General features: G+C 59.2%; 17 protein-coding genes. 6 read left to right on the top strand and 11 right to left on the bottom strand.

Annotation, left to right across the window (positions count from 1 at the left end; genetic code table 11):
- The first annotated feature begins 247 nt into the window (after positions 1-247).
- Together PD282_RS01755 and PD282_RS01750 are read left to right on the top strand one after the other, a co-directional pair.
- On the top strand, positions 248-883 hold the full coding sequence (locus PD282_RS01755; protein WP_274648675.1) for a DedA family protein: 636 nt from the start codon (positions 248-250) through the stop codon (positions 881-883).
- Between the two features lie 162 nt (positions 884-1,045).
- Complete coding sequence (locus PD282_RS01750) at positions 1,046-1,762, top strand: phosphatase PAP2 family protein (protein WP_274648674.1); 717 nt, start codon at positions 1,046-1,048, stop codon at positions 1,760-1,762.
- Positions 1,763-2,067: 305 nt separating this feature from the next.
- Here PD282_RS01750 and PD282_RS01745 read toward each other — a convergent pair whose 3' ends face one another.
- Complete coding sequence (locus tag PD282_RS01745) at positions 2,068-3,630, bottom strand: ABC transporter substrate-binding protein (RefSeq protein ID WP_274648673.1); 1,563 nt, start codon at positions 3,628-3,630, stop codon at positions 2,068-2,070.
- Positions 3,631-4,015: 385 nt separating this feature from the next.
- The gene (locus PD282_RS01740; RefSeq protein WP_274648672.1) at positions 4,016-4,150 is read right to left on the bottom strand and encodes a paeninodin family lasso peptide; all 135 of its coding nucleotides are present in this window, start codon (positions 4,148-4,150) and stop codon (positions 4,016-4,018) included.
- A 355-nt stretch (positions 4,151-4,505) separates the two neighbouring features.
- Here PD282_RS01740 and PD282_RS01735 point away from each other — a divergent pair, with 355 nt between their 5' ends.
- Positions 4,506-5,420, top strand: coding sequence for an ornithine carbamoyltransferase (locus PD282_RS01735; RefSeq protein ID WP_274648671.1), 915 nt, complete (start codon positions 4,506-4,508; stop codon positions 5,418-5,420).
- A gap of 70 nt (positions 5,421-5,490) precedes the next feature.
- On the opposite strand, the gene PD282_RS01730 is transcribed toward PD282_RS01735, so the two are convergent.
- Positions 5,491-6,498, bottom strand: coding sequence for a LacI family DNA-binding transcriptional regulator (locus tag PD282_RS01730; RefSeq protein ID WP_274648670.1), 1,008 nt, complete (start codon positions 6,496-6,498; stop codon positions 5,491-5,493).
- 197 nt (positions 6,499-6,695) lie between these two features.
- Between PD282_RS01730 and PD282_RS01725 the strand changes: the two genes are divergently transcribed.
- A complete protein-coding gene (locus tag PD282_RS01725; RefSeq protein ID WP_274648669.1) occupies positions 6,696-7,646 on the top strand; it encodes a hypothetical protein in 951 nt (316 codons plus the stop codon).
- Between the two features lie 70 nt (positions 7,647-7,716).
- On the top strand, positions 7,717-7,956 hold the full coding sequence (locus PD282_RS01720) for an NHLP leader peptide family RiPP precursor (protein ID WP_420832263.1): 240 nt from the start codon (positions 7,717-7,719) through the stop codon (positions 7,954-7,956).
- Here the strand turns inward: PD282_RS01720 and PD282_RS01715 are convergent.
- The 4 genes from PD282_RS01715 to PD282_RS01700 all read right to left on the bottom strand — a co-directional run bounded on the left by PD282_RS01715 (position 7,933) and on the right by PD282_RS01700 (position 13,109).
- The gene (locus PD282_RS01715) at positions 7,933-9,747 is read right to left on the bottom strand and encodes a sensor histidine kinase (protein ID WP_274648668.1); all 1,815 of its coding nucleotides are present in this window, start codon (positions 9,745-9,747) and stop codon (positions 7,933-7,935) included. The two genes, PD282_RS01720 and PD282_RS01715, sit on opposite strands and share 24 nt — an antisense overlap.
- Before the next feature lie 297 nt (positions 9,748-10,044).
- On the bottom strand, positions 10,045-10,818 hold the full coding sequence (locus PD282_RS01710) for a DODA-type extradiol aromatic ring-opening family dioxygenase (protein ID WP_274648667.1): 774 nt from the start codon (positions 10,816-10,818) through the stop codon (positions 10,045-10,047).
- Positions 10,819-10,923: 105 nt separating this feature from the next.
- Positions 10,924-12,168 carry a DUF445 domain-containing protein gene (locus tag PD282_RS01705; protein WP_274648666.1) on the bottom strand — a complete coding sequence of 415 codons (1,245 nt, stop codon included), beginning with the start codon at positions 12,166-12,168 and terminating at the stop codon, positions 10,924-10,926.
- 629 nt (positions 12,169-12,797) lie between these two features.
- Complete coding sequence (locus tag PD282_RS01700) at positions 12,798-13,109, bottom strand: hypothetical protein (RefSeq protein WP_274648665.1); 312 nt, start codon at positions 13,107-13,109, stop codon at positions 12,798-12,800.
- A gap of 151 nt (positions 13,110-13,260) precedes the next feature.
- On the opposite strand from PD282_RS01700, the gene PD282_RS01695 reads away from it, so the two are divergent.
- Positions 13,261-13,794 carry a DJ-1/PfpI family protein gene (locus tag PD282_RS01695; protein WP_274648664.1) on the top strand — a complete coding sequence of 178 codons (534 nt, stop codon included), beginning with the start codon at positions 13,261-13,263 and terminating at the stop codon, positions 13,792-13,794.
- A gap of 235 nt (positions 13,795-14,029) precedes the next feature.
- On the opposite strand, the gene PD282_RS01690 is transcribed toward PD282_RS01695, so the two are convergent.
- The 4 genes from PD282_RS01690 to PD282_RS01675 all read right to left on the bottom strand — a co-directional run bounded on the left by PD282_RS01690 (position 14,030) and on the right by PD282_RS01675 (position 23,063).
- The gene (locus tag PD282_RS01690) at positions 14,030-15,421 is read right to left on the bottom strand and encodes an MATE family efflux transporter (RefSeq protein WP_274648663.1); all 1,392 of its coding nucleotides are present in this window, start codon (positions 15,419-15,421) and stop codon (positions 14,030-14,032) included.
- Positions 15,422-15,614: 193 nt separating this feature from the next.
- Positions 15,615-16,598 (bottom strand): aldo/keto reductase, encoded by a 984-nt coding sequence (locus PD282_RS01685; protein WP_274648662.1) that lies wholly within the window; start codon positions 16,596-16,598, stop codon positions 15,615-15,617.
- Positions 16,599-16,642: 44 nt separating this feature from the next.
- A complete protein-coding gene (locus tag PD282_RS01680) occupies positions 16,643-19,984 on the bottom strand; it encodes an efflux RND transporter permease subunit (RefSeq protein WP_274648661.1) in 3,342 nt (1,113 codons plus the stop codon).
- A gap of 103 nt (positions 19,985-20,087) precedes the next feature.
- Entirely contained in the window at positions 20,088-23,063 is a 2,976-nt protein-coding gene (locus tag PD282_RS01675; RefSeq protein WP_274648660.1) for a bifunctional YncE family protein/alkaline phosphatase family protein, read from the bottom strand.
- Positions 23,064-23,290 lie beyond the last annotated feature (227 nt).

The raw sequence follows: 23,290 nt of genomic DNA, 5'->3' as shown, positions 1-23,290 counted from the left end.
TGCATCAGCGGCGACGGTGCCTATTTGGACAAAAAAAAGTGGCCCGCAAAATTCGCGGGCCCAAGTCGTTCTATATTAAAGGGGGGTCGTTGATTAGAAGTATACCGGCCGAACCTTAAATGAAGCTGAATGCCAAATGATAATTCCATTAAATTTTGATTTCATCCTGATTTTCCGCGTCAGAGCATGCCGTATGCTGGCTAAATTCCCCTTCTGACGCTTACAATACTTAGAGGAGGGATTCCTTTTGCTGCATACCTTAAACGCATGGCTTGTTCATTACGGGTACGGGGTCCTGTTTGCCGCCCTGCTGCTGGAGATGCTCGCGCTCCCGCTTCCCGGCGAAGTGCTGATGAGTTATGCCGGTCTGCTCGTGTTCGAAGGCAAAATGAACCTGCCGCTGTCGATTCTGTCGGCAGGAGGCGGCGTTACGGCCGGCATTACGCTGTCGTATTGGATCGGCTTCCGGCTCGGCAGGCCGTTCTTCGAGCGGCACGGGCGGCGTTTTCATCTCGGACCGGACAAGCTTGACCGCACGTCGCGCTGGTTCGAACGGTACGGCAACCTGCTGCTGCTCATCGCCTTCTATATCCCCGGGATCCGCCATTTTACGGGATATTTCTCCGGCGTCACACGCATGGCCTATGCCAGATATGCCGCGTTTTCCTATACCGGCGCTTTCGTGTGGACCGGCGTCTTCATTACGCTCGGCTCGCTGCTCGGCCCTAAGTGGGAGCATTACCATCACATCGTAAACCGCGTACTGGCGGCTGCTTTTATCGCCGCAGCCATCGCCGCGCTTCTCGTTTACGGAATTCGCCGCAGCGGCAGACGCCGGAACGCAGGCGTGCCGGAACCGGCCGAACGCGTTCGGCCCAAATGAGTCCTCCTCGACGCCGGCATCATGGTACGTCAGCCGGAGTCTTCCGCGATGCCGGCATTATGCATGGCTGCCGGAGTCTTCCGCGATTCCAGCATCATGCACAGCGGCCGGAGTCTTCCGATTGACGAGCTCGTACAGCATCTGTAAGCGGGAGGGGAAAACGTGAGTATACGGTCCAAGGCATCGCCAAAGCATGGCAGAAGGCTGTTCATCGCCTGCCTGACGCTCGCGGCGTTCGGCGCCGGATTTCTGATTACGGCCGCTTCCGTGCGAACGTACGGATTCAACCGGTTTGACGCCGCCGTCATTGCGCGGGTCGCCATCCTGGAGTCGCCGGGGGAAACGCTCGCGATGAAAGCTTTCAGCTGGATCGGTTCCGGCATCGGGATCTGCACGCTGGCGCTTGCCGTTACAGCGCTTCTATGTAAGCTGCGGCGCCGCCTGCGCGGACCGGTCTTTTTTCTGGCCGTTTTCGCCGGAGCCGAGCTGCTGGATCCCCTGCTGAAAGCCTTCTATCACCGGACCCGGCCGGATATGCACCGGCTCATTCCCATTACGGGCTACAGCTTCCCGAGCGGTCACGCGATGGACGCTGCCGCATGCTGCGGCGCGCTTGCGTTTCTGCTGTGGCGAGCCGCCCGCGGCAGGGCCGGCAGAGCCGTACTTGTAACGCTCTGCCTGCTTATGACCGCTGCGATCGGCATCAGCCGGATTTATCTCGGCGTCCATTACCCGAGCGATGTTCTTGGCGGCTATTTGGCCGGGGGCGCATGGCTCTCGCTGGCCATCTTGATTGATGCGGCCGTTCTCGCGGGCAAGAAGCGCCGGCATCCGGTACGAATCGCCAGGTTTCCCCGGGACGGTACCTCTTCGAATTGAAATTGCATATATTCACACAATCCACATTTAAGCCTGTTAACGATTAATGCCGCGAATTTCAGGCATTAAATCAGATTCGTAATGACTTTTATTTGCATCGAATAAACCTTTTCATCCACAAGTCTTCACGGCACCGCTTTCACCTCACCGCCCTCTACCCGGCACCATAAAAGAAACATGCCGTCTATTGGCGGCGGTTCAAACGAAAAGGGAACCTTTCCTATAGCGGAACGAAAAGAAGGCTGCAGGCCCGTTTCCGCGCTGCAGCCTTCCTATTCGGCGTTACGTCCCGCTCGCCGCGGCGGTCAAGAGCTTTTTTTGCTCGCCAGGAACGCGTCGAACTGCTTCTGCTTCTCGGCGATGACCTTGTCGACGCCGGCCGCTTTCATCGCGGCGATATATTCGGGCATCACCTTGTCCGGGTCAACCGAGCCCGTTTCGACCGCTTTCTGGTACTGCTTGATGACGTTCGCCAGCGCGCCGACCTCCGCTTTGACTGGGTCGTTGTCAAAGACGAAACCGAGACCGGGCGACGGTTTGGCTCCCTCGTTAAATTTTGTGAACTGCTCCCATTTGTCCGGCGCTTCCGTGTTCCACACATGATTGAGGAACTGGTTGCCGAGCTCCCAGGCGACGCCGGGGGAATAACCGCTCGTCTTGGCGGTCGGCGTCATGATGTCGCCGTTCAGCGTATAATGAACGCCTTCGATGCCGAAGTCGAGCAGGTTGACGAGATCCTTGTCCGTATGCAGCAGATTGATCAGCATCATCGCACGCTCGGGATCTTTGGACGTCGACGAGATGGCCAGCATCGCACCGGCCGTTTCGGAGGTGGACACCGTTTTGCCGGTTAAATAAATCTGTTCCAGCTTGCCGCCAAGGCCGGCCGCATTGGCAATCTCCGCCGCTTTGCCCGGCTTCAGCGGTTCGATCGTCGAGAAGACGTTGCCGCCTTTGTATGCATCGCCGCTCGAAAGCTGCGTCGTCGCGGCATCCTTGTTAATGTACCCCTTCAGAAAAAAGTCGCGGGCGAGCTTCAGGTAGCGCTTATAAATGTCCGTTTCCTCCGCCAGCTTGACCGTCGTATCGCTGCTTTCCTTCGAGATAACGCCGGGAATCGTTCCGTCGCCGAGCGAATCGAATTCCGTCAGTTGCCCGAACGACCCGCCCTGCATATAGAGCGGGATCATATCCGGCTTTTTCTCCTTCACAACCTTGTAGATCGCGTCCAGGTCTTCCGCGGTCTTCACTTTGCTCATGTCCAGCCCGAGCTCGTCGGCAATATCTTTGCGATAGACGACCCCGCCCGCAAAGGCGAGCTCCTTGTTTGTCGGCACCGCATAGTTTTTGCCGTTAATTTTCGAGCCTTCCAGAAAAATCGGATTGAGCGAGCTTGTAATGCCTTGCCCATACTTTTTCAGCAGATCCCCGAGGTCCAGAAAAGCGCCCTTCGCGACATTTTTCGAATATCCGTTCCACTGCGCCGTGAAAAAAACATCGACCGGCTCGCGGGAGGCGATCATGAGGTTGACCTTATCGTCCCATGCGCCCCAGTCGATCGGCTCGAGATCGAGCGTAGCATTGATCTTTTTCACCAAAATTTTGTTGATGGCGTCTTCGACCATCGCTTCGTCGGCCTGCGGGGGACCTTCATAGACCAGCTTCAGCTTGTACGGTTTAAGCTGGGATGCGGCGCCCGCCGCTCCGTCGCCTCCGGCCGCCGGTTCGCCGGAGCTGCCGCCGGCAGCGGCGCTTCCGCCGCCCGCCGAGGGTGTATTGCCTTCGCCCCCTCCGCAAGCGGAAACAATGAGGGCGGTGCCGAGCAGAAGCGCGGTCACCGATGAAGCTTTGCTTTTCCATTTCATCATCGAATACTGGACCTCCCTTAAAAAAGGATGGGATTATGCCAAACCGGTTCATGCCGGCTTAAGCCAGGTCTTGGAGTTGCCTCGGGGACTCCCCTCTTGCAGCGCCGCCGATTCGTGATGCCGATTGTCACAGTCATGTCAGCTGTACATCCATGGTATATAAAAAAGACGCCCTTCTCTATCGGCGTCGTGACCCGTTTAATGTTCTGGTGACCCGTTGCGCGTCTGACCCGGTCTCATCCCTTGCAATTGACGGCATGAGTGCCGGGTAAAAAACAAAAAATCGCCTTTCGAGAGGCGATCCAAGCTTCAAATCTAAAATCTGCAGGTTGTCTCTATGTACATGAAGCTGTTCCAGCTGCGTTCAAAGGCGTCATGAAAGCGATCAGCTCGGATTGTAAATGTCGAGGTCGTCCGTCGTTACGAAGTCGATGTTCGTGGTACCTTTGCCATACTTCGTTTCGCTCACGTCAAGAACGCCGAGCATAGGAGCTTCCCAAACCTTTTTCTCGTTCTCCATTGTTTTTCACCTCCTTTCATGAAAACTACAGCCCGTCCTCATTAAAACGGTACTAAAAAATTCGCAGATCCCGACGGGTTTAGGTCCGTGGACATTATCACTTTAGATAAACTTTAAGATTAGATGCCCAATTTCAACCAGAAAACTTGTTTCTACCTATATCAAAATCGAATCGGCGGTCATAGATGAATAGCGGACATCAATTCCCGCTCCTGTACAAGACCCCGGCTGACCGGGTCTTGTTTTTTTGGGGGAGCCGCCCTCGAAATATTTTCTCGTTGACTTTCCGGTTCCGGCTGCATAAAATCAATTACTATACATAATAGTGTATATTTATTCATATTGAGGTGATCGTTTGAACAACCTGTTGTCTTTAAAAGAGCTGAGGGAAGACGACCTGTACACCCTGATCCATAATGGACTTGCCGTCAAGCAGCAGCCCAAGAAATACGAGGAGGCCTGCAGGAACATCGGAATCCTTATGCTGTTTCAGAAAACGTCGACACGGACGCATCTGTCGTTTCATGCAGGCATCCATCAGATGGGCGGGTACGCGACGGTCATGGATTGGGATTCCAGTAATTTCAGCATTTCGCCGATCTCGCACGAGGCCAGGTATGCATCCCGAAACTGCAGCCTGATCATGGCTCGGCTGAAAAAGCACGAGGACCTGCTTCAGCTCGCGGAATATTCCTCCGTTCCCGTCATTAACGGCTGCTGCGACAAGTATCATCCCTGTCAGGCATTGGCCGACCTGATGACCATTTATGAAACAGCCGGCACATTCGAAGGCATTACGCTGACTTATGTCGGCATCCACAACAATGTCGCCAACTCGCTCATCGCCGGATGTTTGACACTCGGCATGCAGTTACAGCTGGTAACCCCCATCGTCCATGAAGCGGCCCGGGATGAGGAGCTCATGCGGGCGGCTGCAGCAAGCGGACATATTCGGCGGGTGGACAACCTGGACGAGGCGCTGTCCCGGACCGATTTTGTTTACACCGATACATGGGTCGATATGGAGTTTGTGAACAGTCCGGAATACGAGGAAGAGAAAAGGCGCCGCATCCGGACGATGCTCCCTTACCAGTTGAAGGCGGAGCTTTTTTCGAACAGGAAGCCGTATGTGATGCACGATATGCCAATTCATCCGGGTTACGAAATCGAGGAGCAATTGATCGAATCGGAGCAGTCGATCATCTTCCGGCAGGCGGATAACCGGCTGCACGTGCAGAAAGCTCTGATGCTGAGCCTTCTTCAAAAGTAACAAGCTCTGCGAAAACTCAAAAACCCGTCCGTTTCCGGGCGGGTTTCGGCTGCAGCGACGTTCATTCGGCTCATAGGATCAGCGGCGGTGCCGTCGATTTGCGGACGACGAGCTCAACCGGCTCGATATGCACGGGCGGGGAGTAATCCGGGTTGTCGATCATTTCCAGCAAATGGCCGACCGCTTTCTCGCCGATCGCGAAAATGTTCTGGTTTACCGTTGTCAGCGCCGGCTTCACTACGGATGCGAACGCGGTATTGTCGAACCCGACGACGGATACGTCGCCGGGCACCTTCATCCCCGCGTCATGGGCCGCCTCCATCGCTCCGATCGCCATCAGATCGGACGTGCAGACGACGGCCGTCGGCCGTTCCGGCAGCAAAAGCAGCCTTTGCATGGCCGTATAAGCGCATTCCATCGTAAAATCGCACACTTCCACGTAATGGGTATAGTAAGGAAGTCCGAAATGCGCCAGCCCCTGCCTGTAGCCTTCAAACCGGTTGTGCCCCGCCACGTAGCCGAGATTCCCGGATATGAAAGCGATCCGCCGGTGGCCAAGCCCCGCCAGATGCTCCATCACCTTGAAGATGCCGTCCCGGTTATCCGCCGTGATGTAGCCGGCCCGCCGGCCGATCAGATCGGTATCGACGAACATCGCCGGAATTTCCGCCTGCAGCAGGTCCAGCAGCATCCGGTGCTCGCGGCCGATGCCGAAGACGACGATGCCGTCCACGTTGCGGCTTGCGCAGTGCCGGACGATGGAATAATGCGGGTCGTCGAAATCCGCAGACAGATGAAGCAGATCGTAGCCGCTCGTTTCCAGCGCCTTCTTCATGCCGGCCGTCAGCTCGGCCACGAACGGATTGGTCATCATATTGTACAGCAGGATGCCGACCGTCCAGGATCGTTTTTTCACAAGCCCGCGCGCCACCACATTGGGCTCGAAACGGAGGAGGGTGATCGCTTCGTTTACTTTTTTGCGGGTTTTCTCGCTGACGTCCGGGTAATTGTTGATCACCTTGGAAACCGTCGTTACCGATACCCCCGCATGCCGGGCCACATCCGAAATCGAAGCCAACCGCCATCACCTCTGCCAATTTTGAATTATTATACTACATCGGCGGCCCCATTGCCTCGAAGCCGCGCTGCCGGGGCCGCTCCACGGCCTTCACCGGAGCAGGGGGGAAACGGGATTGTAACCGGACGCCGCACGCGGTAATGTTAAAGGAAAAGGCCGGTATCGGCCGATTGCCGGGGGAAGGAGACGCGGCCAAAATGAACTGGATGGAACCGTTCCGTGCGGAGATCGAAAGCCTTTTCGCGGAAGCGGCGGCCGAAATCGCGCGGTTTCCCGCTCCGCTGAATGCGGACGGGCTGGCGCTGCTGGACGGCTTCAACCCGCTGAAGCAAAGCGGCGGCACGAACTATATCGGCTGCCTGCTTCCCTTCTGGCTGAACGAGCAGCTCGCCTGCGACCCGGCGCTTTGCCGCGACCTCGCAGCGGGAAACCTGTATGCGATGCTGCATTTCTGCCTGCTGGACGACGCGATGGATCAGGCGCCGAATATGACAGGGCCGGCGGTCCGCCGCGCCCTCGCCCTCGGCCAGCTGTCCCAGCGGCTGTTCGAGCAGCGGTATGACGCTCATTTTCCCTCTTCGTCGCCGTTTTGGGCCCGCTGCCGCGTCTATCTCGAGGACTGGGCCTCCGCCGTATCGGACGAGGGACGGATTCCTGCGGATCCGCGCGACCCGCGCCGGATCGCGCGCAAATCGGGGCCGGTCAAGCTGTGCGCCGCCGGGCTGCTGATCCGGGCCGGCAAGGAAGCGCGCATCGGCGCTCTGGAGGAGGCCGTCGATCTCGCGCTTGCGACGCTGCAGCTTGCCGACGATTGGGCCGATTGGCGGGAAGACCTGGGCAATCCCGGCTGCAGCGCTTTTCTGACGCTGGTGCGGGAAACGCTTGCGGCGGAAGAGCGGGACGCCGTGCTGGACGAACGCGAGGTGAAGAAAGCGGTCTACCGCCGCGGCTGCCTGGACCGATTGGCGGACATCGCCGACGACTACGGCCGGCGGCTCAGGGCGATTCCGGACGTGCCGCCGATGCTGGCCGCCTTCCAGGCCGGGGTCGCGGGCGGCATCCGGAACGATGCCCGCAGGGCGGAAGAAGAAACGAAACGTGCGGTATCGGGCGGGCTCATTTCATTCCTGTCGAAAAATAAAAAATAGAGGGACTTTTGACGAATGGAAGTGGTACAATGGAAACGAAATCCAGCCTGCAGGAAAGGGATGAGCAAACATGATGTCACTCGACTCGCTAAAGCTTCAAATTTTACAGAAAGCCTGGGATGACCCGGCATTCAAGCAGGAACTGCTTACAAACCCGAAGAAGGCCATCCGGGATGCGGTTGGAGTGGACATCCCGGCACACATCGAAGTGAAGGCGCTGGAGGAAAAGCCCGGCCTCTTCTATCTGGTCGTCCCTCAGCCGCCGGAAGAAACGGCCGACGGCCGGTCAGATGTCGGTGCCGCCTGGTAGTTCAGCCTGTTTATGCACGATGGGGAACTGAATGATCGCTTCGGTTCCTTTCCCTTTTCGGCTGCGGAATTCGATTGTGCCGCTCATCACCTCGATAATGCGGAAGGTCACCATCAGGCCGAGTCCGGTTCCTTTTTTCTTCGTCGAGAAGTAAGGGTCGCCCAGCTTGGCCAGCTCCTCCTCCTCCATGCCTTCGCCGTTGTCTTTAATGCAAATGACCGCTTTCTCCTGTTCCGGCCGGGCGCTAATTTCCACTCTGCCTCCCCCGTCAATCGCTTCAATGCTGTTCTTGATCATATTCATCAGCGCTTGCTTGAATTTCGAAGGATTGCCGTTGATATGGAGCCCTTGCGGAACTTCGACCAGGAGCTTGCCGCCCTTCATCGTGGCCAGCGGAGACATCATCGCCTCGATTTGCCGGATTTCCTCCGAAACGTTCATCGCCTTCATTTCTTCCAGCTCCGGCTTGGCAAACGTCAGGAAATCGGTAATGATGCCCGATGCCCGGTCCAGCTCGTCGATGGCCATTGCGAAATGCGGCTTGTTCCGCTCGTCGATCCGCTCGCTCAGCAGCTGCAGGAAGCCCCTTGTCACCTGAAGCGGATTGCGTACCTCGTGCGCGACGGAAGCGGCCAGATCGCTGATGATTTTCATTTTTTCCGTCCGCTGCAGCTTATGGTTGAACAGCTCCAGCTCCTTCGAGTAGACGACCAGCTTCGCATGATCGGCCGAAATTTGCCTGGCGAGCACGACGATGAGCGATGCGATGACGCCCAATACGCCGAATTTCCACAGAAACAGCTCGTATTCCGTCTTATGCACGTAGAAGAGCGTCAAGTCGGCCACGCCGGTAAGCGCCTGAAAGCCGATGCCCGCGGACAGGATGATGGCGTCCTTATTGCCCTTGACGGCATGGATGACCGCGAGCGCGACGATTTGCACCAGCTGGGCCATGATCAACAGCCCGAGAATAATGACGGTAAACCAGTAATAAATCCGGAAGAAGCGGTCGTGCGTGGCCAAATTGGCCGCCAGCAGCAGGAAGCAGAAGGCCGAATACCCGATCTGGATGCGCCTGAAGCGGTTGAAGAAAACGAATTTCTGCTCAAACACCCGGTCGATATAATAGCTGAGCGCCGGAAAGAGGGTGAACAGCGAAATATCGAGCAGCACCAGGAAGAGCGGTCCGTACGCTTTGAAATAAATATAAGGAAGCGGAGAATTGACGATGATGAGGATACCGGTCGTCATCGCGATCAGACATAAGGAAATCCAAGTGCCCCGCTGTCCGCGCTTCAAAAATCCGGAGCAGATCAGCATGATGACGCCCAGGAAGAACACGGACGATCCGAGCATCATATCGGGCAGATCCTTCCGGACAAATCGTTCCGACAGGTCCTCGTATTCCCCAACCCGAATTCCGCTGATAAGGCCTGCCCGTTCGCTCAGCGTGCCGATGCGGATGTAAAATTCCGTCCGGCCGGTAAACGGCTTGACCGGCGTCACCAATTTATTCAGATCGAAGACGAAATCGCGGTCGGATTCAAACAGCTGCTCCTTTCCCTGGTAGACCGACAGCTTGTGCCCGTACAGCCGTTCGGCAAGAATGCCGGGATGGCGCCAGTTGTCGCCGGCCGGAACGGTAAAACGCACCCACATCCCGGTTTTCCCCTTGGGAACGCTCGTGAGCGGTTTGTCCGATCCGGTATCGATCCAGGCTCCTTCCGCGGGAGGCGCCCCGTCCGTCCGGCTGTCCGGCCCGAACCACTGCACCTGCCACTTACGGATCACGACGGAGTCATCCGCCGCTCCCGCACGGCCGGGGATGATTGCAAGCGAACTCAAAACGATCAAGAGCAAAAAAGCGGTCCACCCGCGCGCTTCCTTCATTTTACACCTCGAAGATCTTAAAAAATCAACCCTTTCTCCCTAAATTCGACAAAATCTCCGTCTTCTCCTTTTTGCCAAAAAAAGTTCTTCAACTCATTGCGGATCCCGGCGGTCAAAAAGTAAAGAGCCGCGCCATCCCGGCCGGCTCCCATTCCATCCCAATTGCGGTCGCTGCATCAATACGCGTGACGGCCGGTATTAATCAAACCGCACGCACAAATAACTCAGCGAGCCCATTTCATAGCTCCGGTGAAGAACATGCCCCTTCGCTTCCGGACCGGCGCTGCCCATGGCAATGAACAGCGGCACCAAATGCTCCGCCCTCGGCACCGCGGTCTTGGCGTGCGGCGCGAGCTCCTCGTAGCGGCAGAGCGCTTCGCCGTCCCTTTCCTGCATGCGCCCGATCAGCCAATCGTCGAACGCGACGGCCCACGGCTCCGGCGCGGGAGCGCCCGGACGCAGCATGCGGAGATTGTGCACGGTCGAGCCGCTGCCGATAACCAGCACGTCATCGCCGCCCAGCCCGCGCAGCGCCTCCCCGATCGCAAACTGCTCCCGAACCGGGCGGAACGGATTGACGGATACCTGCACGACGGGAATGTCCGCGCTTGGGAACATGCGCCGCAGCGGGACCCATGAACCGTGATCCAGCCCTCTCGACTCGTCCTTCCGGGCAGCGATTCCTTTTCGTTCCAGGCGGGAGACCGTCTCTTCCGCAAGCTCCGAAGAGCCCCGCGCCGGATACCGGATCTCATACAGTTCTCCCGGAAATCCGCCGAAATCGTGAATCGTGCCGTACGGTTCATCCGAAGAAGATACGGCAACCGGATCGCTCTCCCAGTGAGCGGTAAACAGCACGACCGCCTTCGGCCGCTTCATCGTCCGCCCGAGCTCCTCAAGAAACGAGGCATACGTATTCGTCTCAACCGCCAGCATGGGCGAACCGTGGGCGATAAACATCGAAGCCGTCATCGTCTCAACCCCTTGTCCGAATAAATGCGAATGCGTCCCCGATCGAAACGCTTTTACTTTATAAAAGTAAGTATAAGGAGGTCAAGCCGACAATACAAGTCCGGACTATACCGCCATCAAGGCGAGCGTAAGCCCAATGCCGACAATGAATCCGCAGACGGCGCCGTTAACGCGGATCCACTGCAAATCGTTGCCGACCTTGTCCTCAAACATGCTGACAAGCATACGGTCGTCCAGCTGGTCGAGATTGTCGCGCACGAGCAGGCCGATCCGGTAATGATTCGCCTCGACCGCGTTCACGATCAGCGCGAGCAGCCCCCGCTCCCACTGCGCGGTGAGCTCGCTCCGCTCGCGCAGCTTGTCCGTGACGAACCGGTACAGCTTCAGGATCGAGCGGCCGCCGGTCCGACGTTCTTCCTCCAGCCTGCGCAGCAGCGCTTCCCGCAGCTCCTCGAGCCTGGCAGCGAGGAAGCGGCCGAGCTCATCTCCGTCCGCCTTCTCGTCCATCCAGCGTTTCACCCGGGCCATCAGCGCCTCTTCCTCCGGAAGCCGCTCGATCCGGGAGCGGATTTCGGCGAGCAGCCGTTCCCGGTAGACGCTTTCCGGACGGCTGAGCTCGCCGATGCCGGACAAAATGAGATTTTGCAGCATCGAGCCGAGCTTCTCTTCATTCATAAATCCGGCGAACGCCTGCACCGCGAACCCCATAAACCCGCCCAGCTGCAGCTCGCTCAGCTTGCCGAGGGCGAGCCTGCCAAGCATCTGCTCCGTTTCCCGTTTGCCGGCCCATTCCGCGCCGTACAGCAGCGCGTAATCGAGCGCCCGCTCGTCCCAACCGCCGCGGACCGCCGCCCCGGCCAGCTTCTCCGCAAGCAGCTTCGGGTCGATCGCCCGGATGCGCTCGCTCAGCAGCGACTGCGCGCCTGCCGCGATCCGGTCCGCCGGCAGCTCGCGGATGACGGCTTCCAGCACCGTCAGCAGCTTCGCCCGCATGCTTCGCTTCAGCACAAAACCGGTCACGGCCGCGGTCATTTTGTCCCACAGGCGGAACTCCTGCAGCTTCCGCGTGATGCTTTCCTTGCGCAGCAGCTCGTTCTCGAGGGCGGAAATGAGCGCGTTGACGATTTTCTGCCGGTTGCGCAGCAAGAGCGACGTATGCGGAATCGGAACGCCCAGCGGATGGCGAAACAGCGCCGTGACGGCAAACCAGTCCGCGATGCCGCCCACCAGCCCGGCCTCGAATCCTCCCTGCAGCAGTCTGATGTACCAGACGTCCGGCAGCAGCGCCGTAGCGATAAAACCGATTCCCATCACGGCCAGTGACAGGGCGGCGATTCTTTTCGTTTTCATGGCTAATCCTCCACCCCTGCCTGCGTGCCGCCTGTCTGCAGACGGCCTCTATTTCTAAGTTTTACCCGATTTCAAGGCGATTTACAACCTGCCGGGAACGGATCCTCCGCCGGCTGAAGCCGCACGCCTGCAGGAGGAGCCATGAATCCGGTCCGGATATCCGCTATTTAAACGAAAAAAAGGCCCGCCTTCAACCGGCGGGCGACCCGAAAAGCGGATCCGGATCCTTTTTCGATTTGGGATGAAGCCGCTTAAAAACAAGTAAAGGACTCGATGGATTGTAAGCTGAGACCCGTAAAGGCCCAAAATCTCCCTGTCCACCGGAATCCCGAAACCGATGTGCGGCCTACAAAGGTAGGGAAAAACCAGAAGCTGTTCCCGTTCCGGAGCCAGATATAGGTGTTTCGAAACAAACAGCCCGAAATAGCGCCGGGGTCGACGGCAAACGCTGTTGCAGCCGGTTTTTGAGGGGTGAATTGCGGAGGCGGCGTTGACGGCGCCTGCTGCGGTCCTTGCGGTCCTTGCGGTGGCATAAATGCCATCATAATCACTCCTTATCATGCAAGTTCGAACGAAATTCTAACAGCGGACATGACCAGTGCTGCGTATCAGCCATCCGGGCACTTTCTTCAGGTATACAGCAAGGTGATTACGAGCAGTTCGTACAGGACAAGCGGCAAAATGACGTCGTTGTAATACATCGGGGCAAAACCGCGCGGGCTCCCGGGACCCGGCTGCCGTAAATATAAAATTCCTTTGTCGCAATGCACAATGATTCCTTCGAAAACATCGCCGTCCATCGTCTCCACGCGTACGAGGCGGCCGGTGTACTGTCTGCAAATCTGGTGCATGCGATCGCGGGCGGATTTCAGGTTATGCGCCAGATTCGAATCGGCTCGATATAACGTTTGTTCATGAATGCCGGGGTTTTGGATACTCATCGTTAGACTCCACCTTAGGCAATTTTATATGGCATCGTATGCGGATGCCTAATGAAAGGTACCTAAAAAAGAGCATCTCTTCTACTCCTTCAGCCCCTGCTTTGCTTCACGGATCCGGTTTGCATGCTTTTGCTTCAGGTACGGTGTTCTTTTGGGGCAGCCGGCAATCCTGAAGGCGAAAAAGGATGTATCGTGGACATTTTGCTCGGACAAGGCCGAGGTAACGGATGACCGGGGACTGACCATAAAGGTGCACGAGGTGCGCCCGAACCTGAATCAATTCGATCTCGTTTTTATTCCGGGCGGCATGCCGACCAGACAGCTTCGTTTCGACGAGGCTTTTATAGGGTGGATTCGGACCGCGGAGACGGCTCCATATAAGGTTTCTGTCTGTACAGGCGCCTTGCTTTTGGGAGCGGCGGGATTTTTGCATGGAAAAAGAGCAACGACGAATTCATCGGCTTACGATTTGCTGGCCCCTTACTGCGCGGAAGTCGTTAAAGCCCGCGTCGTGCGGGATGGCCATGTCCTAACCGGAGGCGGCGTGACGGCATCCCTTGATTTGGGTCTGTATATGGTGGAATGGTTGAACAATACCGAAACAGCCCTCCAGGTACAGCGGAGGTTGGAATATCCTTACTATCGGGCCGGCGAGTTGAGCGACGTCTATATGCGGACTCAATAATATGTTCACTTGCGCAGAAAAAAAGCGGCTGCCGAGTAAAATCGGTGCGCCGCCGCTGGGCCGCTGTGCTCCACTGCCGCCTGCCAAAAGGATTCGTGCCGGTAAGGCTGTGGAATACACTCAGGAAGCGGCATGAGAAAAGGAGCCGGACCGCACGAGGTTCCGCTCCTTTCGTCATCCGCCGTGAAGGTTTAGCTCGCCGGTTCGAGCCCAAACGCCTTCGGCCGGATGGCGTTCAGCCGGAGGAGGCGGGAGCGCCTGCCGCCGTTCCGGACGGCCCGACGAGCGAATGCCGCTCCCACGCCCGGCTCCGCCACCTGAACCACATGATAATGCCGCGCGTCCATTCGTCGGCCGCGATGGCGAGCCAGATCCCGGGCAGCCCGAGATGCAGCCGGAAGACAAGCAGGTAACCGAGCGGCAGACTCATGCACACCATCGATATAAAGCCCATATAGACGGTGAATTTGGCATCCGCCGCCGCCCGCAGCGAATTGACGAGCACGAGGTTGAACGCCCGTCCCGTCTCGAGCAGCAGGCTGAACAGGATGATCTGCGACGTCATTCGGATAATGTCCGGATTCGCCGTGAACAGGCCTGCGATCGGCTTGCGCAGCAAAATCGCGACCGCATCGATGACCACGGTCAGTCCCACGCTCCATTTTACGCTCGCCAGCACCCTCCGGTATGCATCGTCAGGCCGTCCGGCTCCAATCAGCCGGCCGGCAATGATCGCCGTTCCCATGCCGATCGCGGTACTGAATAAATAGACATATTGCGAGATCGACATCGCATACTGGCGCGAAGCCAGCGCCTCCGAGCCGAGGAAGGTGACGTAGAAGACGAATACCGTCTGGCAGCTCTGATACGTCATCTGCTCCAGCGCCGAAGGAATGCCGACCTTGAAAATGCTGCGGACGTATTCCCGGGCGAACGTCACATAATAACGGAATGCCATCCGCACCTCCATGACGCGGTACAGCATCCAGACGAAAACGACCAGCGCGGCGGCCCGGCTGACCGCCGTCGACACGGCCGCCCCCGCCACTCCCATCTGCGGCAGGCCGAAATGGCCGAAAATCAGCGCGTAATTGCAGCCGATATGCAGCACGTTCATGCCCAGCGAAACGAGCATCGACTCCTTCGTGAAGCCGCAGGTCCGGATCAAAGCCGCAAAGACGTTGATCAGCGCCTGGACGAACAAAAAGCCGCCGACGATGTGCATATACGTTTTGGCATAATCCAGCACCTCGCCGTGCAGGTTCATCTGGTTCAAAATCGTGCCGCCGAGCAGCAGCAGCGCGCCGCTGACGGCAAGTCCGAGCAGCAAATTGAGCGTGATGGACAACGCCGCGATTTTGGACGCCTCGAGCATCCGGCGCGCGCCCAAATACTGCGCCACGACGATCGATGCGCCGTTGCCGATCACTTCCATGACAAGAATGCAAATAAACAAATATTGATTGACTACGCCCACAGCCGACACCGCGTCGTCGGACACCCCGCTGATCATGAGCGTATCCGCCGTGCCCATCAGCATAAACAGAAAAAATTCCAGAAACATCGGCCAGGTCAGCCGAAACAACCCGAGCTTCGGCTCATCATGCTGCGCCGCTGCGTTGTCCATTAGTGTCTTCACTGCTCCTTATGCGTGTCTCCTGCAGCAAGCGCTTGCGTCCCGTTTCAGCCTGGCCGGCTCCGGGCAGAAACGCGTTAAAAAAGACGGCCGCCCGCCCCTGGCGCCGGCCGTCTGTTCCCTATGCGCACATGTTGAAGGCATGCAGAGGCTCGTACTCAATAACGGCGTGGTTAACCCGCCTTTAATACGGTCCGCGGATATGGTCGCGCACTTCGCGCTCATAGAACGAACGAAGCTTCTCCAGCTCGGCGGCCGTGAAGGACGGCTCGGCGGCGGCGCGAAGATTGTCTTCCACCTGCGCCGTATTCCGGAAGCCCGGGATGATGCATGAAATTTGCGGATTGTCCAAAATCCACCGCAGCGCAGCGCCGGCCATGTTCGTGCGGCCTTCCGCGATCCAGCGCAGCTCGTCCGCCAGCTCCACGCCCTTCTGGAACACGAGGCCCGCGAACGTCTCGCCGACGTTGAAGCTGTCGCCGTTGCGGTTGAAATTGCGGTGGTCGTCCGCCTCGAACGACGTGGAAGCGGTGAACTTTCCGGCCAGCAGGCCGCTTGCCAGCGGCAGCCGCACGAGAATGCCGACGCCTTGGGCGTGCGCCTTCGGGAACAGCTCTTCGGCCGGCTTTTGACGGAACAGGTTGAAAATGACCTGCAGCGCGCGAACGCCGGGGTACTGCAGGCAGATGAGCCCTTCTTCCACCGACTCGACGCTGACGCCGTATTCGCGGATTTTACCTTCCCGCTTCAGCCGGTCAAGTACCCCAAATACCTCGCCGCTGCGCATAATGTCGGTCGGCGGGCAGTGCACCTGGTACAGGTCGATCCGCTCCCGCCCGAGCCGCTTCAGGCTCGCTTCGCAGAACCCGGCGACCGAATCGTACGAATAATTGGCCGGATCCTGAAGATTTCCCGCCCGGCAGAACTTCGTGGCGATATAAATCTCGTCCTCGCGGCCTTTGGTCGCTTTCGCGAGCAGCTCCTCGCTGTGGCCGCTTCCGTAAACATCCGCCGTATCGAAGAAATTGACGCCCGCATCCATTGCATGCGCGAGCGCCTCCAGCGACGTTTTGTCGTCGGTTTTACCCCATGAGCCTCCGATCGCCCAGGTGCCGAAGCTGATTTCGCTAATGTTCATTCCGCTGCTGCCGAGTTGACGATATTGCATTCGTTTCCCCATCCCTTCCCGTTGTCTTACGGTTCCACTGTCCATTATGCCCTTGCGGGCAGCAGCTTCGCAAGCCTCCGTTCGCGGGGGAGGTACATCCATTCGTATACGACCGGAATGACGATCAGGCTGATCGCCGTGGAGCTGACCATGCCGAACACGACGACGATGCCGAGCGTCTGCGAGACGACGGCGTCCGAGCCGCCCGCAATACAAAGCGGAAGCAGCGTCAGGACGGTCGCCGCGGCTGTCAGCAGCACCGGCCGAGCACGGGTTGCCGTCCCGTGCGCGATCGCCTCCCTGGCCTCCATACCCGCGGCCAGATTGCGCTCGATTTTATCGACCAGCACAATGCCGTTGGAGGCGACGATACCCGTAAGCATCAGCAGCCCCACAAGCGAAGCGAGGTCCCACTCGCCGCCGAACAGCAGCAGGCCGAGCACGGAGCCGATGTATGCGAGCGGAATGCACAGCAGCACGACGAGCGGCGCCCGCCAGCTCCGGAAGGCTGCGCTCAGGATGAGCAGCACGAGCAGGATGGAGCACGCGATCGCCATGCCCATACCGAGGATCATTTGGTCCACCTGCGCGGAAATGCCGTTGATCGAGTAGTGCACGCCCGCGGGCAGCTTGACGGCGGCGACCGCATTCGCCGCTTTCCGGGCGACCTTCTCGATATCGCGCGTCGTGATGTTGGCGGTGACGGAGGCGAACGGGCTGCCGTCCCGCTCCTGGATTTCGGACTGGCCGGCAAGCGGCATCAGCGTCGCGAGCTGATCCAGCCGGACGGCGCTGCCGTCCTTCGCCTTGAACGTTTCGGCCCCGAGCAGCGACAGCGTATCGGTCGCCGGATCGGCATTTGCGGATGAGCTCCCGACCTTCGAGAGCGTGTCCAAGCGGATCTCCATCGGGATCGACATGGACGATCCCGGGGCAGGCTGCTGCGCAGCGCCGCCTGCAGCTCCCTGCACGGCGCTCGTTGCTGCGGCTCCCGGCGCACCCGCACCGCCTCCCGGAATGCCGGAGCCTGCGGCACCGGCGCCCGCTCCTGCGGAAGGTGCGCCGGACGTCCCGGCCGCGGTCCCGGCCGCTCCTTGCGCCGCGGCAGCGTTCGGGCCGGCCGCAGCCGAACCGGCGGCCGCGGCCAGCGGAACGTAAACCGTCCGGCCTTCAGCCAAATAGAGTCGGATACGCTTATACACGTCGGCTGCCGAAATGCCGTAACGGCTGAGCGCCTGCTGGTCGAGCGTCAGCCGGTGCTTCGGAATCCCTTCCTGGTCGTCGGCTGCGCCCTCGACGCTGAGCTCCGGTACCTTCTGCAGCTCCGCGCGGACCATGCCCGCGGACAGGTCGAGCGTTGCGGCATCGGCGCCGGTCAAGTCGATCTTCAGCTGCGAATCGTCGCCGGCGATATTTTGGTTCGTCACGGTGCAGATCGCGCCGCCCGCCAGTGCCGTCAGCCGCTGCTGCAGCCTGGACGTCACCGCGTCGACGTTCGCGCCCTTGCGGACGGATACGGCGATATTGGCGATGTTACCGCCCTGAATCCACCCGCCGCCGGCATCGAACACGTCGTCGAACTGCGGCGTGAAGGTCGAGCCGAGCACGGAGGAGAACGTAGCGACGTCGGGGTCCGCTTTGAGCGCCTGCTCCATCCGCGAAGCGGACGCATCGATCTGCGTCAGCGGCGTCTCTTCCGGAAACTCCAGCTGTACGCTGATCTGCCCGGATTTAGCCGCAGGCAGGAAATTGACCGGGAGCAGGAACGCCCCGCCCGCCGCTCCAAGCAGCAAAATGCCGGATACGGCCAGCAGCATGCCCCGGCGCGGGAACGCCCAGTTCAGCACGCGGTGCGAGACCGGCTCCAGCGACACGGCCGCGCGTCCGGACCGCCCTCCCCGCCATACATGATACAGCGCGGGCACGATAAACATCGCCACAAGCAGCGAGGTCACAAGCGCAATGACGACCGACCAGGCGAAGCCGGAGAACGCGGCGCTGATCATGCCGCCGACAAGCGCGATCGGAATGTAGACCGCCGCCGTGGTCGCCGTCGAGGATACGATCGCGGGGAGCATCTCCCGGACGGCTTCGGCCAGCAGGCCCGCGCTCGCCCTTCCGCCGGATTCGTGCACTTTGCGATACATATTATCCAGTACGACGATCGAATCGTCGATAACCCTGCCCATAGCGACGATCAGCCCCGATACGGTAAGCAGGTTCAGGCTGAAACCCATCGTCTTCAAAAGGCCTGCCGTCGCCAGGAAACAGACGGGCAGCGACAGGGCAATCAGCGCGGATCTGCGCGCGTCGCGGAAAAACAGCAGCACGCTGACGATCGACAGCGCGCAGCCGAGCAGCCCCTCGCGAAGAAGGCCGAGCAGAGACGCCTTCACCTGAGAGCCCTCGTCGAGCAGGACGGACAGCTTGACATCGCCGGTCTGTACCCCCGGAATGCTCCGGATCCGCTCGCGGACGAGGTCCGACACGGCGGTAATGTTGGCCGACGGCGTCTTGAGCACGTCGAGCACGACGCTTGGCTGTCCGTCGGTCCGGGAAATGGTCTGCAGGCCGACGATCGTCCGGTTCAGATCGGCGACGGCGGCGAGCGGAACCGTGCGGCCGTTCGCGCCGCGGATCTGCAGCCGGTCGAGATCCCGCTCCTGCTGCGGGCCGTCCGTGCCGATGCCCGTGGCTTCCAGCGGAATCACCGCCTGATCGCCGGAAATCCGGCCCGCCGCGCCGGTCAGGTCTGAATCGCCGAGCGATGAGGTCACATCGTCGATCGTCAGGCCGTACCGCCGCAAGTCCGCCGTCCGCACCGTAAGAACGTAGCCGTCGGACCCCGCTCCCGTTACGTAGACGTCGCTGACGCCGGGCAGGCTTTTCAGCTGCTCCGCGGCCGCGCCGGCGATCGCCGTGCGCAGCGTCCGCTCGTCCGTCTTCCCGGCCGCCGCGGTGAGGCTCAGCCGGAACACCGGAAACGAGCTCGTGCTGACCCGCGTAACCTGCGGGCGCTCGGCCCCGGCCGGCAGCGCGATATGATTAAGAGCGAGCGCCGCGTCGTCCTCGGCACGCCGCATATTGTAGTCCATCGGAAAATACAGGCTGACGAGCAGCCCGTCCGCAAAGCTGCTGGTCTCGATGTCGTCCAGGCCGTTAATGCCGCGCACCGCCTGGGTGACCGGCACCGCGATTTCCGCCTTGACCCGGTCCGCGTCGTAGCCCGGCGCATGCACCGTAATCATCAGCGTCGGATTGCTGATCGCCGGCAAATAATCCCGCTGCATCCGGTAAGCCGACAGGCCTCCCCAGGCCAGCAAAATAACCAGCGAGGTCACAATCAGCACGGTTCGTCTCGTCGCTGCTTCCAGTAACCGATTCATCCTTAACCGTCTCTCCTTTTGCCGGTAATACGGCTGAATAGCGAGATGCCGGTCCGATGAACGGACCGGCTTTAGCGTACGCTGCTTGTTAAACCGAAACCTGTTAATTGACAGCCGGATTAGGCAGGCTGCTGGCCGGCTGCGCTTCGACCTGCGCGGGCGCCAGCGGCTTGTCGTCGCCCGGATACGGGGTATCGAAGCCCCTCGCGGCGTACCAGTTCACATGGTTCAGCATGTTGGCGTTCACGTCGTCCGGCGTGGCGCGGCTTCCGGTAAAGTGCTGCTTGTTGGCATTGGACCATTCCGTCCACTGCTTCGCCAGGTCCTTCGCCTGCGCCGTGACGTTCGCCGTATTGGCGAGCGCCGCCGTGTTGGCGGCCGGCTGGCCGTTCAGCGTGTCGAGCGGAATTTGGTTCTGCTCGAACGTGTACGGCGTGAAGTCCGGCTGATCGGTGAACAGCTCGCTCATCGGGAGCGCGGCCGCATCGTTCTGGTTCATCGGCGGCAGGCCGAGAACCTGCTCGATCGTGCGCACCATGTTGATGACGGTCCAGTAGTGGCTGTCGACAACGCCCCGTTTCACCCAGGGACTGACGACGAAAGCCGGCTCGCGGTGGCCGTCGACATGGTCGAGTCCGTTTTGCGCATCGTCCTCGGTAATCAGAATGAGCGAATCTTTCCAATACGGGCTGTGCGAGATGAGGTCGACGATTTTACCCACGGCCAAGTCGTTGTCGGCAACCTGCGCCTGCGGCGTCGGCGAACCGGTGTCCGTGCCGGACGTATGGTCGTCCATGACCCACATCGGGATAAACTGCGGCAGATCGCCGTTCTTCACATACTGGTCGAACTGCTGCTTGAAGATTTCGTACCGGTACTGGTCGGGAATATTCGTATCGAACGTCGGGAACGGCTTGTACGTGATCGGATTCAGCGAAGGAATATCGCTCGTCGCCTGGTAGCTGCCGATCGGCACGTGCAGCTCGCCCTGCTTTTGCCCGGACAGGATCAGATAATCGTTATACCAGTCGGTCCAGGTTCCGAAAGGCTGCGGTCCGGTAAAAGCGTTCGTGTCTTCGCCGTAGTTGACGACCGAAATGTTGTGCTTCAGCGCATTGTCCCACAGATGGCCGGTCGCCGCATAGGCGAGGGCATCGCCCGCACCGCCCGGATAGCTGCGGATGTTCGCGGTATCGGTCTCCTTGTCCTCGTAATCGACGTTCGTTCCCTGCATCACCCATTGGTGTCCGCTCGCCGACTGGATACCGGACGTATACATATTGTCGAGCAGCGGAAACGTATTCGCCAGCTTGTGCAGGTTCGGCGTAACCTTCTGGCCGAACTGGACGAGGCTCGGATCGGAATTTCCTTTGCCCATATCGCCGAGTACCTGGTCGTACGTGCGATTCTCCTTGATGATGTAAAAGACGTGCTTGATCGTGGAGGGCTCGCCGATCCGCTCCGGAATCGGAACCGGCTTCTTGTTGTTGCGCGGCTGGGCGTTGCGGCTGGCGATATCGAACCAGTTGTTGTTCTGGAACACCTCGTCCGTCCCCTGGGCAATCTCTTTGTCCGTCGGAAAGGGCATGAGCGACAGCGAGCCTTCCTGCGCATACGAGGAGTGGCCGGTCACCGTAATGTTTTGAATCGTCGATGTCCGGTCCGGACCGAGCGAGCCGACGCCGTCCGCATTGGCGACGAGCATCTTGCCGCTTGAGGCATCGACCGCGATATCGACCGGGAACCATGCGGTAGGGACAAGTCCTTTGAAAACCGGCTTTGCCGATAAATCGACGATTCCCGTGCCTTTTCCGTTGTTCTTCCGGTCGCTGCCGTTCTGCGCCTGCTGTCCGCTTTGGGCATTCTGACCGCTCTGAACGTCTTGACCGTTTTGTGCGTTCAGGCCGCTTTGAGCATCTTGCCCGCTCAGAGCGTCTTGGCCGCTTTGGGCGTTTTGTCCGCTTTGGTCATTGCTGGGCTGATTCGATTTGTTCGCGCCCCATTGATAAATCGCGATCGCGTTGTTCCGGCCGAGGCTGACGGCCAGCCGATTGGCGCCAATCATCGCAACGGCGTTCGGCGAAGAGCCGAGCGGCGCGTCCGGATACGGCTGGATATCGATCGTTTGAACGACGCTGTCCGTATTCGAATCGATGACCGACACGGTATCGCTATTCGTATTCGCGACCAATACGTAATGGCCCGAAACGGTCATCCGCGTCGGCTGAAGGCCGACCTGGACCGTGCTCTTAACGGTATTCGTCGCGAGATCGACGACCGAGACGGTGCCTGTGGCCGAGCTGCCTTCCGGCGTCGCCACGACCGGCGTACCCGAGGAATCGACCGTGAAGTCGCCCGGCTGCGCCATCCTGCCGCCGACATTCGTCACGTACGCCTTGCCGCCGCTCACGACAACGCTTGTCGGCGATACGCCGACCGGAATGCGCGCCGTCAGCTGACTCGTCGAGAGATCGAAGACGCCGAGGCTGTTATCGAGGTTCAGCGCGACGAGCAGCGTCTTGCCGTCCGGCCCCATCACGATGTCCTGCGGGTTGATGTTGCCGCCCGCATACGAGCTGTCGACGCTTGCCTTCGGCAGATCGACCGTTTTGGCGACGGCCGGAATCCCGTTGTCGTCAACGGTCATCACGACGATTTTGCCCACGCCGCTCTTCGAGCCTGTTGCGTACAAATACTTACCGTCCGGCGAATAAGCCAGCCCCCACATCGTGGACAGGTTGACCGAAATATCGCTCGCCTTCAGCGTTCCCGTCTGCATGTCGACGATGTTGATCCCTTTGCCCCCGTAATTGTTCCGGCCGACGATCGCAGCCGCCGTCTGTCCGTCCGGACGAATCTTGACCGAGATCGGATTTCCGCCGAATTCGATCTGCTGGCCTGCCGGCGTGACAAACTGGTTCACGTCGGTCAGCACCGAGCCGTCCTGCTGGCGTCCGGCCAGGCTGGTGCCGAACGGGTTGCCGTGCGTAGCGGCATAGACGCTGCCTGTACCCGCAAGCACGGAACCCGCCGCAAGAAGAGCTGCAAGCTTTTTCTTGCCGAGTTTTTTCATTTTCATTACCAATCCTCCTGTCAGCATTTGGTACATCATGACAAGAGTCAACTGTATAGAGGAAATGTAAGGACAGCGTAAAACCACTGTGTTATTCATGTAAAGGAAGAAATTTCCTACCTCGGACATATTCCGCAGCGATGCGACATCATTCCAATCTCCCCCTCCTAAGGGACTATATCTTTATTCCTACAATATGTAGTCTGTATAATCCAAGATTTTTTTATATATGT

The sequence above is a fragment of the Paenibacillus humicola genome (genome assembly GCF_028826105.1).
GTDB lineage: Bacteria > Bacillota > Bacilli > Paenibacillales > Paenibacillaceae > Paenibacillus_Z > Paenibacillus_Z humicola.
Note: the sequence above shows the minus strand (reverse complement) of the source record. Positions and strands in the feature narration are given on the sequence as shown.

Bases quoted from the DNA above. Each gene is read 5' to 3' on its own strand.
- PD282_RS01720 (WP_420832263.1), top strand. From the start codon at position 7,717: ATGATGTCACTCGACTCGCTAAAGCTTCAAATTTTACAGAAAGCCTGG.
- PD282_RS01725 (WP_274648669.1), top strand. From the start codon at position 6,696: ATGAACTGGATGGAACCGTTCCGTGCGGAGATCGAAAGCCTTTTCGCG.
- PD282_RS01710 (WP_274648667.1), bottom strand. From the start codon at position 10,818: ATGACGGCTTCGATGTTTATCGCCCACGGTTCGCCCATGCTGGCGGTT.
- PD282_RS01745 (WP_274648673.1), bottom strand. From the start codon at position 3,630: ATGATGAAATGGAAAAGCAAAGCTTCATCGGTGACCGCGCTTCTGCTC.
- PD282_RS01685 (WP_274648662.1), bottom strand. From the start codon at position 16,598: ATGCAATATCGTCAACTCGGCAGCAGCGGAATGAACATTAGCGAAATC.
- PD282_RS01740 (WP_274648672.1), bottom strand. From the start codon at position 4,150: ATGGAGAACGAGAAAAAGGTTTGGGAAGCTCCTATGCTCGGCGTTCTT.
- PD282_RS01705 (WP_274648666.1), bottom strand. From the start codon at position 12,168: ATGAAAACGAAAAGAATCGCCGCCCTGTCACTGGCCGTGATGGGAATC.
- PD282_RS01680 (WP_274648661.1), bottom strand. From the start codon at position 19,984: ATGAATCGGTTACTGGAAGCAGCGACGAGACGAACCGTGCTGATTGTG.
- PD282_RS01700 (WP_274648665.1), bottom strand. From the start codon at position 13,109: ATGAGTATCCAAAACCCCGGCATTCATGAACAAACGTTATATCGAGCC.
- PD282_RS01690 (WP_274648663.1), bottom strand. From the start codon at position 15,421: ATGGACAACGCAGCGGCGCAGCATGATGAGCCGAAGCTCGGGTTGTTT.
- PD282_RS01675 (WP_274648660.1), bottom strand. From the start codon at position 23,063: ATGAAAATGAAAAAACTCGGCAAGAAAAAGCTTGCAGCTCTTCTTGCG.